Below are 18,831 nucleotides of genomic sequence, written 5' to 3'. Positions count from 1 at the left end.
GCGCGACTCTAACACTTGTTTGAGCGCACGATCGGAGCCTGAGCATGACCACCGCCTATCTCTGCGACGGGATCCGCACGCCGTTCGGCCGCTATGGCGGCGCGTTGTCCAAGGTGCGGGCCGACGACCTGGCGGCCATCCCCCTGAAGGCGCTGGCAGCGCGCAACCCCGGCCTCGACCTCTCGGCCATCGACGAGGTGGTCATGGGCTGCGCCAACCAGGCCGGCGAGGATAATCGCAATGTCGCGCGGATGGCGCTGCTGTTGGCGGGCTATCCCGTCAGCGTGCCGGGCGTAACGGTCAACCGCCTGTGCGCCTCGGGCCTCGAAGCCGTCGGCTACGCCGCCCGCGCCATCGCCTCGGGCCACAACGACCTCGTCATCGCCGGCGGCGTCGAGAGCATGAGCCGCGCGCCCTTCGTGATGGGCAAGGCCGACAGCGCCTTTTCGCGCAACGCCGAGATCTTCGACACCACCATCGGCTGGCGGTTTATCAACCCGGCCATGCGCAAGGCCCACGGCGTCGACTCCATGCCCGAGACCGCCGAGAACGTCGCCGCCGACTACGGCGTCAGTCGCGAGGACCAGGACGCCTTCGCCCTGCGCAGCCAGCAGCGGGCGGCGGCCGCTCAGGCCAACGGCTTCCTGGCCGCCGAGATCACGCCCGTCGAGATCCCCGGCAAGGCAGGCCCGACCCTCGTCGATCGCGACGAGCACCCGCGCGAGACCACCATCGAAGCGCTGACCAAGCTGAAGCCCGTCGTCCGCGAAGGCGGCACGGTGACGGCCGGCAACGCCTCGGGGGTCAATGACGGCGCTGTGGCCCTGATCGTCGCCTCCGAGGACGCGGTGAAGCGTCATGGCCTCATGCCGCGCGCCCGCATCACCGGCTATGCCACCGCCGGCGTCGCGCCGCGTGTCATGGGCATTGGCCCGGTACCGGCGGTGCAAAAGCTGCTCGCCAAGACCGGCCTCGCCGTCAGCGATTTCGACACCGTCGAACTGAACGAGGCCTTCGCCGCCCAAGGCCTCGCCGTCCTGCGCCAGCTGGGCCTGCCCGACGACAGCGCCCCCGTGAACCCGAACGGCGGGGCCATCGCACTCGGTCACCCGCTCGGCGCGTCCGGCGCGCGACTGGTGCTGACCGCCCTGCGCCAGCTGGAAGCCACTGGCGGCAAACGGGGTCTCGCAACGCTTTGCATCGGCGTCGGCCAGGGCGCCGCCCTCGCCTTTGAGCGCGTCTAGTGGCGGACGCCGAACTGATCGAGGCCCTGCGCCAGACGGTCCGCGCGCTGTGCCGTAACTTCCCGCCCGCCTACTGGCGCGCGCTGGATCGTGAGAAGGCCTATCCGACCGAGTTCGTGGCCGCTATGACCAAGGCCGGCCTGCTGGGCGTGCTGATCCCGGAGGAATACGGCGGCGGCGGCCTGGGCCTGACCGCGGCGGCGGCGATCTTGGAGGAAGTCCACGCCAGCGGCGGCAACGCCGCGGCCCTGCACGCCCAGATGTACACCATGGGCACGGTCCTGCGGCACGGCTCGCAGTCGCAGAAGGAGACCTGGCTGCCCCGGATCGTCGACGGCTCGATCCGCCTGCAGGCCTTCGGCGTCACCGAGCCCACGGCTGGCGCCGACACCACCTCGATCTCGACCTTCGCCAAGCGCGAGGGAGACACCTACGTCGTGAACGGCCAGAAAGTCTGGACCAGTCGCGCTAAGCATTCCGATCTGATGCTTTTGCTCGCCCGCACGACACCGAAGAGCCAAGTTCAAAAACGGACGGATGGCCTGTCGGTCTTCCTGGTCGACATGCGGCAGGCCAAGGGAAACGGCCTGACGATCAAGCCGATCGCCACCATGCTGAACCACGCCACGACCGAGGTGTTCTTCGACAACCTGGTGATCCCCAAGGGCAGCCTGATCGGTGAGGAAGGCAAGGGCTTCCGCTACATCCTGGACGGCATGAACGCCGAGCGCATCCTGATCGGGGCCGAGTGCCTGGGCGACGCCGCCTGGCTGATCGGCAAGGCGCGGGACTACGCCAATAGCCGCGTCGTGTTCGGCCGCCCGATCGGCCAGAACCAGGGCGTGCAGTTCCCGATCGCCCGCGCCTACGCCCAGACCCACGCCGCGCGGCTGACGATCTATGATGCGGCCACGCGCTACGACCGTGGGGAGCCCTGCGGCGAGCAGGCCAACATCGGCAAGATGCTGGCCTCCGAGGCCTCGTGGGCGGCGGCCGACATGTGCCTGCAGACCCACGGCGGCTTCGGCTTCGCCGAGGAGTACGACATCGAGCGCAAGTTCCGCGAGACGCGCCTCTACCAGGTGGCTCCGATCTCGACGAACCTGATCCTGGCCTATGTCGCCGAGCACGTGCTCGGTCTGCCGCGTTCGTACTGATGCACCGGCGACGCACGGCGGTCCTGGCGGCCTCGGACCTGGCAAGGCTGGCGGCGGTGCTGGGTCAGCCGACGCCGACCGACGGGGTCCCGCCGGCTTGGCACTGGGCGTGTCTCGCCGAGCCTCTCCCCCGCGCCGATCTGGGTCCCGATGGTCATCAACGGCGCGGCTTGTTCCTGCCCGCGATCGAAGCGCCTCGCCGGATGTTCGCGGCAGCGGAGATGACCTTCAATGGGCCTCTGTGCGCCGGCCAGGAAACCGAACTGGTCGAGACCGTCACCGGCGTCGACGAGAAGCCTGGCGCGAGCGGTCCGCTGACCTTCGTCACGGTCGATCGTACCTTCAGCCAGGCCGGCGCGCTCTGTGTCACCGAGCGCCAGACGATCGTCTACACCGCCGCTCCGCCCGCGCCCCGGACACCCGACGCCGGGCTCCCGCCCGCCGACTGGAGCCGCGAGACGCCGACCGATCCGGTGCTGCTTTTCGCCTTCTCGGCGGCGAGCTCGAACAGCCACCGCATCCACTACGACCAAGCCTATACGCGCGAGGTCGAAGGCTACCCGGACCTCGTCGTCCACGGCCCGCTGATCGCCTTGCTGCTGCTGGAGGCCATGCCGGCTCGCCCGATTTCGCGCTTTTCGTTCCGCGCCCTAAAGCCCGCCTTTGTCGGCGAGACGATCACCGCCCACGGCCGCATGATCGACGACGGCGCGGAGCTGTGGGCGACCGGCGGAGGCGCGGTGCTGATGAAGGCCCGCGCGAGCTTCTAGCGCCCCCTACTCCTCCAGCGTCGACGTATCGAAGCCGTGGTACAGCGACAGGAACCGGAACGGGTGCCCCGGCACATATTCCTTGAACATCACGTTGTTGATGTCGCTCTGGGTGTCGAAGGTCCCGACCTTGGCGCCGGGGACGTGCACCGCCAGGTGCGCGCGGGCCAGGTTCAGGGCGACCTGGTCGATCCAGCGGGTGACCACCGGCCGTGACAGCCGATCGTCCAGATAGGCCCGCAGCCAGCGCAGCAGCACCGACGTCGCGTCCGTCGGATGGGCCAGCACTAGGTTGGCCGTGATCCGCGAACCGGCCTGCATGTTACGTTCGTTCTCGTTGATCACGAGATCGGCGTCGTTCCAACGCTCCAGCAGGTCGGCGACGCCGCGCTGGAGCAGCAAGTCGATGTCCGACACGAACACCGGCCGTTGCAGCAGGTCCAGCAACGCTCCCAGCCGCTGGAAACGCACCGACTGGTAGTGGGCGACGGGGATCTCGATCAACCCCTTCGGCGGGGCCTCATAGCACTTGATGGTCACGCGGGAGGCGTCGAAGTCATCGCCCGTGAAGACGATGCGCGGATCGTCGATGCGCACCGTCGCGGCGGCCTGCGCCAGGCGCCCGGCCCCGCCGATCACGTGGATCACCACCAGGAACGGCACGTCGCCGTGCTTGATCACCGACAGGGCCAGCCAGCGCGCATAGAGCTCGACATACTTCTCGTCGGCCGCCGCGAAGAACACCACCTGGGCGCCCAGGGCGTCAGCGTGGGCCTTGAGCCCCTCGCCGTCCAGCGTCTTGCCATCTCCGGTCAGGAAGGTCTGCGGACCGTCATCCGGCGCGGACGGCGTCGGGCCGGCCAGATGCGCGCCGGTCATCGCGTCGACCACGGCGCTGTAGTGGTGGATCCAGTCGATCCACTCATCACCCGGCGAGTCCATGTTCATGGAGCCCGCCTCGGCCAGGATCAGTTCGAACAGCTCCAGCCGCTCGCGGGTCGGGTGCTCGCACAGGATCAGGCTGGCGGCGTCGTGGTAGTATTTCATCCGGCCCAACGGATGCAGTTTCGTGTGGTCGCGAGCCTGGGCCAGGGCCTGGGCCAGCTGCCCCTCGATATCGACCTTGGACGACTCCGGCGACGCCTGGGGCGCGGCGCTGGCCTCGACGCCTTCGAAGAAACGACCCAGCAGCGCCTTCATCTGGACGCGCGGCAGCAAGGCCTCGTCCCCGCCCAGGATCTCGAAGCGCAGCCCCCCGCGCCAGCCGATCTGCAGCTCGAAACGATCGGTCGCCTGCTCCCAGACGGCCTCGCCCGGGAACACCAGGTGCTCGATCTGCGGGGTCTTGGGGGCCAGGGCCAGGATGCCGTCGATGTGGTCGACGCCCCAGCGGTGGTGGGCGAAGCCGCGATGCGCGCCCTCGACCTTCAGCGCCTCCAGGTAGCGCGACGGGGTGGTGATCCAGCCGGCCTCGGCGAGCAGCGGCAGGCGCTCCAGCAAGACCCCGGGCCGCGCCAGCATCTGCACCACGTGCAGAGCGACGACATAGTCGAAGCGCCCCTCGCCAGCCACCTGGGCCAGGATCTGGCGATAGGTTTCCGGATCGGACAGGTCGCCGGGGAAGTCGGACTCGGGCCCGCCCAGGACCGCGTCACGCAGCTCAGACGGCCAACCCGGCGTACCGCCGCCGATCAGCAGGATGCGGAAGCCCGGATCCTGCGCCTTGCGCCGTCGCAGATAGTCCATGACGCCGTTGAGCGCGTTCAAGACCGTCAGGCGGCCCAACTGCGCGGGACGGGCCGATGTCGGCGCGAACAGCGCCGCCATCTCCGGCGTGACGTCGACCGAAGCCTGCGTCACGCCACGCCGCCGTTCCAGAGACGACCATCGGCGGGAATGGCCTTGACGCTGTGACGGCGGGCCAGCTCGGCACGGTAGAGTGCGTGCAGGTCGGCTTCGCCCTGCATCTCGCGATCGTCGCGGTCCAGCGCCAGGCCGATCTCGAAATAGGTCTTGAGGTTGGCCAGGTTCGGCTGCGGTCGGGCGCCGGCCTGATACTCGGCGATCATCTCGCCGTAGAGCTCTTCCAGCTTGCCGGCTAGCAGGTTCATGTCGAACAGCACGCAGGTGTCGCGGTTGGCTTCCAGCTGGGCCCGCATCGCGCGGGCCTTATCCGGGTTCGCGCCCAGCTCGACGGCCTTATCGACATAGGCCTGGGCGCTGTCGACGACCAGTTCGGGCAGGCCGGCGCTACGCACCAGGCTGCCACAGACGCGCGAGGCGAAGCTCTTGCCCGACCAGGTCAGCACCGGCACGGCCATCCACAGCGCGTCCGAGGCCGTGGTGTGAGCGCCGTACGGGGTGGTGTCCAGGAACAGGTCCGCCAGGCGATAGCGGGCCAGGTGGAAGGCGTTCTGCAGCTTCTGGGCGAAGACCAGGCGGGTGCGGTCAACGCCCCGCGCCTCGGCCGCGTCGCGCAGGCGGGCATTGGTCTCGGGATTGTTGTCCAGCAGCCAGAGCACGCTGCCGGGCGTGCGCTTGAGGATTTCCATCCAGCGGTCGAAGACGAAGGGTGTGATCTTCTGGGCGCCGTTGAAGCAGCAGAAGACGAAGCCGTCCTCGGGCAGGCCAACCTCGGTGCGGGTCGGCGTGGTCTCGTTGACCTTCCGGCGGCGATCGTTGGGCTGGTAGCAGGGGATCCGGCGGACGGCCTCGGAGTAGTACAGCTCCATCTCCGGCGGGATGATCCACGGATCGGCAACGATGTAGTGGTGGTAATCGCTGCCCATGGTGCCGGGATAGCCCAGCCAGTTGACGATGATCGGGGCCGGACGGCGGGCGAAAACGGCCGTACGGGCATCGCGGGTGTGGCCGTTGACGTCGACCAGGATGTCGATGCCGTCGTCGGCGATGCGCTGGGCGGCTTCCTCGTCCGACATTGGACGAATGTCGGTGAAGTGCTCGACCGACGCGCGGATGCGGGTGTTCAGGCCGTCGCTGGACTCGGGGCCGCAGTAATAGGCGAAGACCTCGACCTTGGACTTGTCGTGCACCTCGAACAGCTCGGCCATCAGATAGCCGACGGCGTGGTCGCGCAGATCCGACGAGATGTAGCCGATGCGCGGGCGACGGCCCTTGATGTCGATCGGGGCGTCGCGGCGGTCGCTGCGGATCTGCTCGGGCGCGACCTTCACTTCACGCTCGATGAAGTGATTGCCGGCGCTGAGCAGCAGCAGCGGGTCGTCGGTATAGGCCGAGGTCGACAACGGATTGACGCCGCGCAGCAGCGTCTCGCGCGGCAGGCGCTCGGTCGGTTGCAGGGCGGGCCACTTGCACTGGGCCAGACGGGTGGCGACCAGCTGGCCGATCACCTCCTCGGCGGTGGGATCCAGGTCGGCGGCGCGCATCAGAGCCAGTTCGGCGCGCGCGGGCTGCGAGATCTCGCCCAGCAGGCGGGCGATCTGCTTCAGGCAGGTGAAGGCGTAGCTGACGCCCATGCCGCTGGGCACGACGCTGCGATTGGCGCCGGTCTCCCAGGTGGCGATGGCCATCTCGTGCAGGCCGGCCCGCTCCTGCAGGCCGCCCAGATTAACATAGGCCGGCATGAAGTCGGCGTTCAGCGCGATCGCCTGCTCCAGAGAGGCCGCCGCGCCGGCGTTGTCGCCCAGGGCCGATTGGAGGATCGCCCGGTTGAACAGCGCCACGCTCAACTGCGGATGCTCGGCGTTGAACTTGATCCAGACCTTGTAGGCCTGGTCGGCCAGGGCCGGCTGCCCCCCTGCCCCCAGCTGCGCGGCTATGGTGATCACCTCGCCGAGCGGGCACCCCTCGGCGGTAAGCTTGCTGAGCAGATCCAGCGTATCGACGTCGGCCATTGTCTTCCTGGTACCGATAAGCGGCGAGAGACAGGCGCGCGCAAAAGCAGCGCGCGAGTCGGCGCAGCGTGATCATGGCATGGGGCTTGGGGCTCGACCAATGGCCGAGAGGCGGTTCGCCGCCCGCGCCGGTCAGCGCGAGCGGCGGCCACTATCAGGTCGCGTTCAGGTAGGCGACGATCTGCTCGTCGCTCAGGCTCTGGACCTGGCTTTGCGTCAGGGCGTTGGCCTGGGTCGTCGACATCGCTTCGATGTTGGTGGTCGACAGGAAGTCCAGCTGCGTCGCCGTCAGACCCGGCAGCTGGCTGACTTCCAGCTGACCGACCTGGGTGGTGGTCAGCGCGCTGATCACGGAGGTCGACAGCTGGGCCAGCTGGGTCGTGGCCAGCGAAGCCAGCTGCGTGCCCGCCAAGTCGGCCACGTCGGTCGCCGTAAGGCCCTTCAGCTGCGACGCCGTCAGACCCTTGATCTGCGTCGTGGTCAGCGATCCGGTCTGGGTGGCGTCCAGGGCGGAGATGTTGGTCGCCGACAGCGACGCCAACTGCTGGGTCGTCAGCGCGCTGATCTGGGTGCCGACGAACTGGCCGACGTCGGCCGCGCTGATGGCCGCCAGCTGGGTCGTCGTCAGGGCCTTGACCTGCGTCTCGTTCAGCGCCCCCACCTGGGTGTCGTTGAGGCTCGAGAACGTGGTCGCGGTCATCGCCGCGACCTGAGTCGTGGCCAGGGCGCCGATCTGGGTCTCCGACAGCTGACCCGCCTGGGTGGCGTTCAGCAGCACCACCTGGGCGGTGTTCAGAGCGCCGACCTGAGCCGCGGTCAGTTCGCCGATGTCGGTGGCCGTCAGGTTCTTCACCTGGTCACCGGTCAGGGCCTTGATGTGGGTCGTGGCCAGCGAGCCCATCTGGGTCGCGTCCAGCGCCGACAGGTTCGTCGTCGACAGCGCGACCAGCTGGCTGGTGGCCAGCGACTGGATGATCGTGGACGTAAGCTCGCCGATATCGGTCGCCGTCAGGTTCTTGATCTGATCGACGGTGATGCCCTTGACCTGCGTCGCGTTGAGCGCGGCCATCTGGGTGGCGTCCATGGCCGAGAAGGTCCCGGTCGTCATCGCGCCGATCTGCGCCGCCGACAGCGACTCGATCTGGGTGCTCGCCAGTTCGCCGATGTCGGTGACCGACAGCCCCTTCATGTGAGCGGTCGTCAGGCCCCTCAGCTGGGTCGCGTTCAGAACAGCCATCTGGGTGCTGTTCAGGTTCGAGAAGCCCGTGGCGCTCATGCCTGCCAGCTGGGTCGAGGTCAGCGACTGGACCTGGGTGTCGGCCATGGCGCCGATGGTGGTCGCGTTGAGGCCGCCCATCTGGCTGGTCGTCAGACCCTTGAGCTGATTAGCCCCGAGCGCACCGATCTGGGTGGCGTCGAGCAGGTTGATGTTGGTCGACGAGATCACCGAGACCTGGCTGGAGGTCAGGCCGCCGATCTGGGTGGCCGACAGTTCCTGCAGCTGGGTCGAGGCCAGGGCCCCGATCTGCAGGTTCGACAGCGCGCCGATCTGGGTCGACGACAGCTCGTCGATGTCGGTGACCGACAGGCCCTTCAGCTGCGTCGCCGAGAGCGCCTGGATCTGGGTGGTGGCCAGGACGGCGACCTGGGTGTCCGCCAGGGCCGAGACGCCGGCCGCCGACAGGTTCTTGATCTGGTCGGCGCCCAGGGCCTGGATCTGGGTCGTCGTGAACTCACCCACATCCGTCGCGTTCAGAGCCGCGATCTGGCTGGTGGTGATGCTCTTGATCTGGGTCACGGTGAGCGCCGCGACCTGCGTGGCGTTCAGGGCCGTGAAGCTGCCCGTCGTCATGGCCATCAGCTGCGTGGTCGTCAGGGCCTTGACCTGGGTGTCGGCCAGCTCGGCCACGTCGGTCGCCGACAGCGCCTTGATCTGGCTGGCGGTGAAGCCGCGGACCTGCGTCTCGTTGAGCGTCGCGATCTGGGTGCCGTCCAGGGCCGTGAAGGCCGTGACCGTCAGCGCCCCCAGTTGGGTGGCGCTCAGCGCGGCGACCTGAGTGTCGGCCAGTTCGGCGATCTCGGTGGTGCGCAGCGAGCCGACCTGAGCCGTCGTCAGGCCCTTCAGCTGGTTCGCCGTCAGCGAGCCCATCTGGGTGGCGTCCAGGGCCTGGAGGGCCGAGGTCGTCAGGGCTCCGACTTGCGTCGAGGCCAACGAACCCATCTGCGTCGTCGACAGCGCGGCCGACTGGGTGCCGGCCAGGGCGCCGACCTGACCCGTGCTCAGGGTCGCGATCTGGGTGTCGACCAGTTCGCCGATATCGGTCGTGTTCAGGCCTTGGATCTGGCTGTTCGTCAGACCCTTCACCTGGGTGACCGTCAGCGAAGCCATCTGGGTCGCATCGAGAGCCGACAGGTTGGCGGTCGACAGCGCGCCCATCTGGGCGGCGGTCAAGGCCTGGATCTGCGTGGTCGCCAGCTCACCGATGTCGGTGGCCGTCAGGTTCTTGATCTGATCGACCGAGATGCCCTTGATCTGGGTCGCGGTCAGCGAGCCCATCTGGGTGGCGTCCAGGGCCGAGAAGTTGGTCGTCGTCAGGGCGGCGATCTGCGAGGTCGACAGGGCCTGCAGCTGCGTCGTGGCCAGGTCGCCGACATCGGTCGCCGACATGTTCTTCAGCTGGGTCGTCGTGATGCCCTTGACCTGGTCGGCGGTGAGCGCCCCGACCTGGGTGGAGCTCAGAGCCGAGAACGAGGTCGTGCTCAGCGCGCCCAGTTGCGCCGTCGTCAGGGACTGCACCTGGGTGTCGGCCAGGGCGCTGACATTGGTGGCCGTCAGGGCGGCCGCCTGCAGCGTGGTCAGGCCCCTGACCTGGGTCGCGTTCAGGGCGCCGATCTGGGTGGCGTCCAGCAACTGCACGTTGGTGGTCGAAATCGCGCCCATCTGCGCGGCCGTGAGGCCGCCGATCTGGGTGGTCGACAGCTGCTGCACCTGGGTCCCGGCCAGCGAACCGATCTGCAGGGCCGACAGCGCGCCGACCTGAGCCGAGCTCAGTTCGCCGATGTCGGTGACCGTCAGACCCTTCAGCTGGGTGGTCGACAGCGCGCCGATCTGGGTGTTGGCCAGCGCCGCGACCTGGGTGTCGGCCAGCGCCGAGACGGCGGCCGCCGACAGGTTCTTGACCTGGTCGACGCTCAGGGCCTGGAGCTGGGTCGTGGCCAGTTCGCCGATGTCCGTCGCCGACAGATTCTTGATCTGGGTGGCCGTGACCGCCTTCATCTGGGTCACGGTCAGCGCCGCCACCTGGGTGGCGTTCAGGGCCGAGAAGGCCGTGTCGGTCAGCGCCCCGATCTGCAAGGTCGTCAGCTGGCCGATCTGGGTTTCGGTCAGTTCACCGACGTCGCCCGTCGTCATGCCCTTCAGCTGCGTAGCCGTCAGCGACTTGACCTGGGTAGCATCCAGGCCGGCCAATTGGGTCGAGGTCAGCGCCGAGAAGCCGGTCGCCGACAGGGCCGCCAGTTGGGTCGCGCCCAGGGCGGCGACCTGCGTATCGGCCAGTTCGCCAATGTCGGACGCGCTCAGCGCGTTGAGCTGGCTGGTCGTCAGACCCTTCATCTGGGTCGTGGCCAGCGCGCCAACCTGGGTGGCGTCCCAGGCCGCGAACTTGGTCGCGCCCAGCGCGCCGATCAGCGTGCTGCTGAGGCCCTGGATCTGGGTCGCGGTCAGGTCGCCGACGTTCAGGGCCGAGAGCTGGGCGGCCGACAGCGCGCCGATCTGGGTGTCGGCCAGGTCACCGATGTCGGTGGTCGTCAGGCCGCCCAGCTGAGCGGTCGTCAGGCCCTTCATCTGGGTGACCGTCAGGGCCGCCGTCTGGGTCGCATCCAGCGCCGACAGGTTCGTCGGGCTCAGGTTCTTGACCTGGTCGACGCTCAAGGCGCCGATCTGGGTCGTCGTCAGTTCGCCGACGTCGCTCGCCGACAGGTTCTTCACCTGATCCAGCGTGATGCCCTTCACCTGGGCGGCCGTCAGAGCGCTGAACTGCGTGGCGTCCAGAGCCGAGAAGCTGGTCGTCGTCAGAGCGCCGATCTGCGACGTCGTCAGCTGGCTGACCTGCGTCGACGACAGCTCACCGATGTCGGTGGCGTTCAGGCCCTTGATCTGGCTGGCCGTGAGCGCCTTGACCTGCGTCTCGTTCAGGGCCGCCACCTGGGTGGCGTTCAGGGCCGAGAAGCTGCCCGTCGACAGAGCGGCGACCTGGGTGCTCGCCAGCCCCTGGATCTGGGTGTCGGCCAGGGCGCTGACATTGGTGGCCGTCAGGGCGGCCGCCTGCTGGGTGGTCAGGCCCTTCAACTGGTTGGCCGTCAGCGAGCCCAACTGGGTCGCGTTCATCAGCGTCATGTTGGTCGACGTGAGCGCGCCCACTTGCGCCGTGGTCAGACCGCTGATCTGGGTAGCCGAAAGCTCCTGCACCTGGGTGCCGGCGAGACCGGTGATCTGGGCGTTCGTCAGCTGACCGATCTGGGTCGACGACAGCTCGTCGATGTCAGTGGTGGTCAGGCCCTTCAGCTGGGTGGCGTTCAGCGCCTGCAGCTGGGTGTTGACCAGCGCCGACACCTGGGTGGCGTCCAGGGCCGAGATGTTGGCGGCCGACAGGTTCTTCACCTGGTCGACGGTCAGAGCGCCGATCTGGGTCGAGGTGAACTCGCCCATGTCGGTGACCGAAAGGTTCTTTATCTGGGTGGCCGAGATGGCCTTGATCTGCGTCGTGTCCAGCGCCGCCACCTGGGTGGCGTTCAGCGCCGAGAAGCCGGTGTCGGTCAGCTGCGACAGTTGCGTGGTCGTCAGCGCCTTGACCTGCGTATCGGCCAGTTCGCCGATGTCGGTCGCCGACAGGGCGCGCAGCTGGCTGGTCGTCAGCGCCTTGACCTGAGTTTCGTTCAGGGCCGCCGTCTGGGTGGCGTCCAGAGCCGTGAAGGCCGTGGTCGTCAGGGCCGCGACCTGGGTGTTGGCCAGGGCCGCGATCTGGGTCGTGGCCAGCTCGGCGACGTCGGCCGCCTTCATGCCCTTAACCTGGTCGACGGTCAGGCCCTTGATCTGGGCTGCTGACAGCGCGCCGACCTGGGTCGCGTCCATCGCCGAGAAGTTGGTCGCCGAGAAGGCGCCCACCTGGGTGGCGCTGAGGGCCGTGATCTGGGTGGTCGACAGGGCCTGGACGCCGGTCTGGCTCAGGCCAGCCAGTTGGGCGTTCGACAGCGCCGCGACCTGGGTGTCGGCCAGTTCGCCGATATCCGTCGCGTTCAGCCCGTTCAGCTGAGTCGTCGTCAGGCCCTTGAGCTGGGCCGTCGTCAGGACCGCGACCTGGGTGTCGGCCAGGGCCGAGATGTTGGCCGCCGACAGGGTCTTGATCTGATCGGTGGTCAGCGCGCCGATCTGGGTCGTCGTCAGCTCGCCGATGTCGGTGGCGCTCAGCCCCTGCAGTTGGCTGGTGGTCAGGCCCTTGATCTGGGTCGTCGTCAGGGACGCCATCTGGGTGGCGTTCATGGCCGACAGGTTGCCCGTCGTCATGGCGGCCATCTGCGACGTCGACAGCGCGGAGATCTGGGTCGTGGACAGCTCACCGACGTCGGTGGCGTTCAAGCCCTTGATCTGGCTGGCGGTCAGGCCCTTGAGCTGGTCGGTCGTGATGGCCGCCATCTGCGTGCCGTTCAGCGCCGAGAAGCTGGTCGAATTGAGCGCGCCCAGCTGAGCGGTGGACAGCATGCCGACCTGGGTATCGGCCAGATTGCCGATATTGGTGGTCGTCAGGGCCGCCATCTGCTGGGACGTCATGCCCTTCAGCTGGGTGGTGTCCAGCGCGCCCATCTGGGTGGCGTCCAGCTGGACGATATTGGTCGTCGTGATCGCGCCGGCCTGGGCCGAGGTCAGGCCGCCGATCTGGGTCGCCGACAGCGCATTGACCTGGGTGCCGGCCAGGGCCGCGATATGCGAGGTCGTCAGGGCGCCGACTTGGGCGGCCGACAGCTCGCCCAGGTCCGTGGCGTTCAGCGCCTTCACCTGGGAGACCGTCAGGCCCGCCACCTGGGCGTTGGTCAGGGCGGTGACCTGAGTGGCGTTGAGGGCCGAGATGCTGCTGGTCGACAGGTTCTTGATCTGGTCGACGGTCAGGGCGGCGATCTGCGTGTCCGCCAGTTCACCGATGTCGGTCGTCGACAGGCCGGCCACCTGCTGGGTGGTCAGGCCCTTGATCTGGGTCACGTTCAGGCCGGCGACCTGGGTCGCGGTCAGCTGCGAGATGTTGCCGGTGCTGACATTGGCCAGCTGGGCCGTGCTCAGCGCGCCGATCTGGGTGGAGGCCAGTTCACCGATGTCGGTGGCGCTCAGCGCCTTCAGCTGGCTGGCGGTGATGCCCTTGACCTGATCGGTCGTGATAGCCGCCATCTGGGTGGCGTTCAGCGCGGAGAAGGCGGTGGCGGTGATCGCGCCCAGCTGGGTCGAGGTCAGAGCCGCGATCTGGGTGTCGGCCAGCTCGCCGATGTTGGCCGCGTCGAGCGAGGCCAGCTGGCTGGTGGTCAGCGCCTTGACCTGGGTGTCGGCCAGCGCGCCGACCTGCGTGGCGTCCAAGGCTTTCAGGGCCGAGGTCGTCAGCGCCGCGACCTGCGTGTTGGCCAGGGCCGCGACCTGCGTCGTCGCCAGGGCCGAAGCCTGGGTCGTGGCCAGCAGCGCAACCTGGGCGGTGCTCAGCGAACCGATTTGCGCCGTCGTGAACTCACCGATGTCGGTGGCGTTCAGCGCCTTGATCTGGTCGGTGGTGACGGCCTTGATCTGGGCCGCCGACAGGCCGCTCACCTGGGTGGCGTCCAGGGCCGAGAAGCTGGCGGGCTTCAGCGCCGAGATCTGGGCGGCCGTGAGGGCGCCCACCTGGGCGGCCGAGAGTTCGCCGACGTCGGTCGCGTTCAGGCCGTTGATCTGGCTGGTGGTCAGCGAAGCGATCTGGGTGTTGCTCAACGCCGAGATCTGGGTGCCATCCATCGCCGAGATGTTGGTCGCCGACAGGGCGGTAAGGCGGTCGGCCGCCAGATAGCTGATCTGCGTGCCCGACAGTTCGCCGATGTCGCCGGTCGAGAGCGCCTTAACCTGCGCGACCGTCAGACCCTTGATCTGGCTTTCGTTCAGGGCGCCTACCTGGGTGGCGTCCAGGCCCGAGAACTTGGTGGACAGCGCGCCGATCTGAACCGAGCTCAGGGCGGCGATGTGCGAGGTGTCGAGCGCCGCCAGCTGGGTCGAGGTGAGCGCGGAAACCTGGTTGGTCGAAAGCTGGGTCAGCTGGGTGACGTCGAAGGTCACCGAAGCGGCGAACTTCGGGATCTGCGTCGCGGTGAGCGCCTTGACCTGGGTCGTGGTGAGCGCGGCGACCTGGGTGTCGGCCAGCGCGCCAATGCCCGTCGCGCTGATAGCGGCGATCTGGGATCCGTTGAGGGACTGAATGTCCGTGGTCGACAGGCCCTGAATGGCCGTGATCGACAGCGCCGTAATCTGCGCGTTCGAGAGACTCGAGATCGCCATACATTCATCCTTGCTGATGAACGCGCCCCAGCGCGCGTCCGAAGCAATTTGAAGACGCCCCCCAACGCAAGCGCCTCAATCAAGCCACACTACGGCCCGACGGGCGTAACCTTATTTCCTTTCCAAGTCCTTTCAACGAGACATGCGGCCGCAGACCACAATCGTACGTCCGCGCGGCTCTAAACTCAGAAACCTCGGACATATGAAGTCCGAAAAATCCTTACAAGACAAGGGCGATCAGCAAAGCTGGCGAAAACAGCGCCTATGCCTGCCTCCCCACAAGATTCTCCTAATGGGCGACTAATGCAGAGGCGTTTTCGACGCTTTTCGGCCCAGCAGCGGCTCTTCCCGGCCGTCGACGACCCGACACGCGATTCGCGAGTCGCCCTCTACCCAACCGGGAGAAGCTCGAAACTGGCGACCAAACCGTCGACCGACGAGTTGGAAATCCAGACGTCGAATACTCCGGGTTCGGCGATCCAATAGTCGTTGTCGCCGACGAACATCAGGTGCTGTCGCTTCAGTTCGAACCTCACCTCCCGTTCGGCGCCCGGCGCCAGGGAGACGCGCTGGAAGCCCTTCAGCTCGCGCACCGGCCGGGTGCGGCTGGCGACACGGTCCCTGATGTACAGCTGAACGACATGGTCACCGTGAAGGTTGCCGCTGTTCTTGACCTTGGCGGTCACGTGCAGCGTGTCGTTCCAGGCCAGGCGCTGCGTCGACAGCTTCATGTCGGTGACGTCGAAGCGGGTGTAGCTGAGACCGAAGCCGAACGGATAGAGCGCATCGTTGCGGATCGAGCGCCAGCGGGCCTTGTATTCCTGGCCGTTCGGATCCGAAGGCGCCGGGCGGCCGGTGGTGCGGCCGTTGTAGAAGAACGGCTCCTGGCCGCTGTCGATCGGGAAACTGACCGGCAGCTTGCCCGAGGGATTCACCGCCCCGAACACCACGTCCGCGACAGCGTTGCCCATCTCGCTGCCCAGGAACCAGGTCGCCAGGATCGCCGGGGCGTCGCGGACCACGCCCTCCAGCTGGATGGCGCGGCCGTGGCGCAGCAGGACGATGATCGGCTTGCCCGTGGCGGCGATGGCTTCGGCCAGGCGCATCTGGACGGGCGGAATGCGGATGTCGGTGCGCGACTTGGCCTCGCCCGTCATGTCCTGGCTCTCGCCTACGGCCAGCAGCACGATGTCGGCGGCCTGGGCGGCGGCGACCGCGCGCTCGAAGCCGCCAGCGATGGTGGTCTCGACCTCGCAGCCGCGCTCGACGATCAGGCTATTGGGGTCTGCCATCTGGGCGCGCAGGCCGGTGGCCAAGTCGACGCTCAGGCGGCGGTCGGCGAAGAAGCCGCCCCAGGCGCCCAGCACGTTGTCGCGGTCGTCGGCGAACGGACCGATCAGCGCCAAGCGCTTGCCGGCGCGCGGCAGCGGCAGCAGCGCCCGATCATTCTTCAGGAGCACGATCGAGCGCGCGCCGGACTCGCGGCTCAGGGCCCGCATGGCCGGCGTGGCGGTGCGCTGGGCCTCGGCCTGCGGGTCCAGCGAGCGATAGGGATTGTCGAAGAGGCCGATCGCCTCCTTCAGCGCCAGCACCCGGCGCACCGAGGCGTCGACCACCGCCATCGGCACCGCGCCCGAGGACACCAGCTCGGGCAGGTAGCGGATGTAGAGGCCGCTCTGCATGCTCATGTCGACCCCGGCCAGGATCGCCAGGCGCGCGGCGTCACGGTCGTCGGCGGCGAAGCCGTGGGCCACCAGCTCCTGGTCGGCCGTGTAGTCCGAGATGACGACGCCCTTGAAGCCCCACTCCCCGCGCAGGATGTCGGTCAGCAGCATCTTGTTGGCCGTGGCCGGGATGCCGTTCACGTCGTTGAAGGCCGACATGGTCATCAGGGCGCCGGCCGCGAAGGCGGCCTGGAACGGCGGCAGGTGCACCTCGCGCAGGGTGGCGTCCGACAGCTCGACCGAGTTGTACTCCAGGCCCGCCGTCACCGCGCCATAGGCAGCGAAGTGCTTGGGCGTGGCCAGCATGCTGTCGTCGGCCTTCAGGTCCTTGCCCTGGAAGCCGCGCACGCGGGCGGCGGCCAGCACCTCGCCCAGGAACACGTCCTCGCCCGAACCCTCGGCCACCCGACCCCAGCGTTGGTCGCGGGCCACGTCGACCATCGGTGCGAAGGTCCAGTGCAGACCGGCGGCCGTGGCCTCCAGCGCCGTGGCGCGGGCGGTTCGCTCGGCCAGGTGCGGGTCAAAGCTGGCGGCCTCGGCCAGCGGGATCGGGAACACGGTCCGGAAGCCGTGGATCACGTCGGCGGCGAACAGCAGCGGGATCTTCAGGCGCGAGCCTTCGATGGCCGCCTTCTGGGTGTCGCGCGCGGCCTGGGCGCCGACGCCGTTGAACAGCGCGCCGATGCGGCCGGCCTTGACCTCGGCGGTCAGGGTCTGGGCGTTGCGGATATTGACCAGCGGATTCATGTCGCCGATCGGCGGACGGATCATGTCGGCGAAGACCGACAGCTGGCCGGCCTTCTCCTCGAGGGTCATCTGGGCCAGCAGGCCCTCGACGCGGTCGGAGGCGCGGGCGAAGGCCTTGGGGGCGGTGACGGCCAAGCCCGCCAGGGCGGCCGCGCCAGACAGGAAGGCGCGTCGGTTCGGCCCGGCGGGGCCGCCGTTCGTCGTCTTCAAAGCCATGGAATCCCCCGGGGACGCTTCAACAGGCCGGCAAAATTGCCGCTAAAGCGCCACGGCGCAACCGCGCTCGCCTATTCGGCGGGATGCAGCTCGGCCTCGGCTGGAACGCGAGCGGCGTTGTAGACTTCCAGGTCCAGGATTCCTTCCCGCTTGGCCACGATCGTCGGGACCAGCGCCTGGCCGGCGACGTTCACGGCGGTGCGGCCCATGTCCAGGATCGGGTCGATGGCCAGCAGCAGGCCCGCGCCTTCCAGCGGCAGGCCCAGGGTCGACAGCGTCAGGGTCAGCATCACCGTGGCGCCGGTCAGGCCGGCCGTGGCGGCCGAGCCGATCACCGACACGAAAACGATCAGGAAGTAGTCCGACCAGGCCAGGTGCACGCCGAAGAACTGGGCCACGAAGATCGCGGCGATCGCCGGATAGATGGCCGCGCAGCCGTCCATCTTGGTGGTCGAGCCGAACGGCACGGCAAAGGCGGCATAGGCGCGCGGCACGCCCAGGCTGGTCTCGGTCACGGCCTCGGTCACCGGCAGGGTGCCGACCGACGAGCGCGAGACGAAACCCAGCTGGATCGCCGGCCAGGCGCCCTGGAAGAACTTCACGGGGTTCAGGCCATTCAGCGCCAGGATCGTCGGGTAGACGACCAGCAGCACCAGCGCGAGGCCGATATAGATCGCGCCGGTGAACGCGCCCAGCTGACCCAGGGTGGTCCAGCCGTACTGGGCCACGGCGTTGCCGAACAGGCCGATGGTGCCGATCGGCGTCAGGCGGATCACCCACCACAGCACCTTGCGCACGATCGCCAGGGCCGAGGCGTTGAACTTCAGGAAGGCCTCGCCCGCCTCGCCGACTTTCAGGGCGGCGACGCCGGTGACCAGCGAGATGACCACGATCTGCAGGACGTTGAACGACAGGCCCGTTGTGGCCGCGCCGTCGGTGATCTTGGTCGAGGCGGCTAGACCCAGGATGTTGCTGGGCACCAGGCCGGTCAGGAAGTCCAGCCACGAGCCATGGGTCTTGGGCGCTTTGGCGGCGGCGGCCTCGACCGTGGTGTGCAGGCCAGGTTGAAGGATCAGGCCCAGGGCGATACCGATCAATACCGCGATCAAAGCCGTCACGGCGAACCAGAACAGGGTGCGCCAGACCAGACGGGCGGCGTTCTGCAGCTGGGCGATGTTGGCGATCGAGGCGACGATGGCCGTGAACACCAGCGGCGGCACCAGCACGCGCAGCAGCTGGACGAAGATCGAACCGACCTGGTGCAGGGTCTCGGCCAGGGCGTAGCCCGCCTGCCCTTCCGCCGGACCCAGGTTGCGCGCCAGCAGGCCCAGGCCCAGGCCCACCGCCATGGCGGCCAGCACCTGGACTCCGAACCCGCTGATGAAGCGGCTGCTCTTGGCTGCGGCCATGGGAGATCCTCGACGAAATAACTCGGCCATAAATGTCGTGCGGCGGAGTGGGAATTACGAGCGAGGTTTTTCGGAAGGCCCTGAGAGGAAAACTGATCTGCCTAAAGAGGCGGCAGCAACTTCTCGTG

At 68.1% G+C, this 18,831-nt stretch carries 8 protein-coding genes; 3 read left to right on the top strand and 5 right to left on the bottom strand.

The window, feature by feature from the left end; all coding sequences use genetic code 11:
* Nucleotides 1-44: 44 nt before the first annotated feature.
* From pcaF to J7528_RS18555, 3 genes are read left to right on the top strand one after another with little or no spacing between them, the layout of a single operon-like run.
* On the top strand, nucleotides 45-1,244 hold the full coding sequence (gene pcaF / locus J7528_RS18565) for a 3-oxoadipyl-CoA thiolase (protein ID WP_291877411.1): 1,200 nt from the start codon (nucleotides 45-47) through the stop codon (nucleotides 1,242-1,244).
* A complete protein-coding gene (locus J7528_RS18560; RefSeq protein WP_291877409.1) occupies nucleotides 1,244-2,401 on the top strand; it encodes an acyl-CoA dehydrogenase family protein in 1,158 nt (385 codons plus the stop codon). The genes pcaF and J7528_RS18560 overlap by 1 nt, the downstream gene beginning before the upstream one ends.
* Entirely contained in the window at nucleotides 2,401-3,171 is a 771-nt protein-coding gene (locus J7528_RS18555) for a MaoC family dehydratase N-terminal domain-containing protein (RefSeq protein ID WP_291877407.1), read from the top strand. The genes J7528_RS18560 and J7528_RS18555 overlap by 1 nt, the downstream gene beginning before the upstream one ends.
* A gap of 6 nt (nucleotides 3,172-3,177) precedes the next feature.
* Here the strand turns inward: J7528_RS18555 and J7528_RS18550 are convergent, their stop codons facing one another.
* From J7528_RS18550 to J7528_RS18530, 5 genes are all read right to left on the bottom strand, one after another.
* On the bottom strand, nucleotides 3,178-5,031 hold the full coding sequence (locus tag J7528_RS18550) for an FkbM family methyltransferase (RefSeq protein WP_291877405.1): 1,854 nt from the start codon (nucleotides 5,029-5,031) through the stop codon (nucleotides 3,178-3,180).
* Nucleotides 5,028-7,046: an N-acetylglucosamine transferase gene (locus J7528_RS18545; RefSeq protein ID WP_291877403.1), complete on the bottom strand. Its 2,019-nt coding sequence runs from the start codon at nucleotides 7,044-7,046 to the stop codon at nucleotides 5,028-5,030. Before J7528_RS18545 ends, J7528_RS18550 begins: the two co-directional genes overlap by 4 nt.
* A gap of 154 nt (nucleotides 7,047-7,200) precedes the next feature.
* A complete protein-coding gene (locus tag J7528_RS18540; protein ID WP_291877400.1) occupies nucleotides 7,201-14,607 on the bottom strand; it encodes an ice nucleation protein in 7,407 nt (2,468 codons plus the stop codon).
* Nucleotides 14,608-14,996: 389 nt separating this feature from the next.
* Nucleotides 14,997-17,294: a glycoside hydrolase family 3 N-terminal domain-containing protein gene (locus J7528_RS18535; RefSeq protein ID WP_291877398.1), complete on the bottom strand. Its 2,298-nt coding sequence runs from the start codon at nucleotides 17,292-17,294 to the stop codon at nucleotides 14,997-14,999.
* 71 nt (nucleotides 17,295-17,365) lie between these two features.
* The gene (locus J7528_RS18530) at nucleotides 17,366-18,703 is read right to left on the bottom strand and encodes a dicarboxylate/amino acid:cation symporter (RefSeq protein ID WP_291877396.1); all 1,338 of its coding nucleotides are present in this window, start codon (nucleotides 18,701-18,703) and stop codon (nucleotides 17,366-17,368) included.
* Nucleotides 18,704-18,831: the final 128 nt, after the last annotated feature.

The organism is Caulobacter sp. (genome assembly GCF_017744445.1).
Taxonomy (GTDB): domain Bacteria; phylum Pseudomonadota; class Alphaproteobacteria; order Caulobacterales; family Caulobacteraceae; genus Caulobacter.
This window is presented reverse-complemented; position numbering and strand designations above follow the sequence as displayed.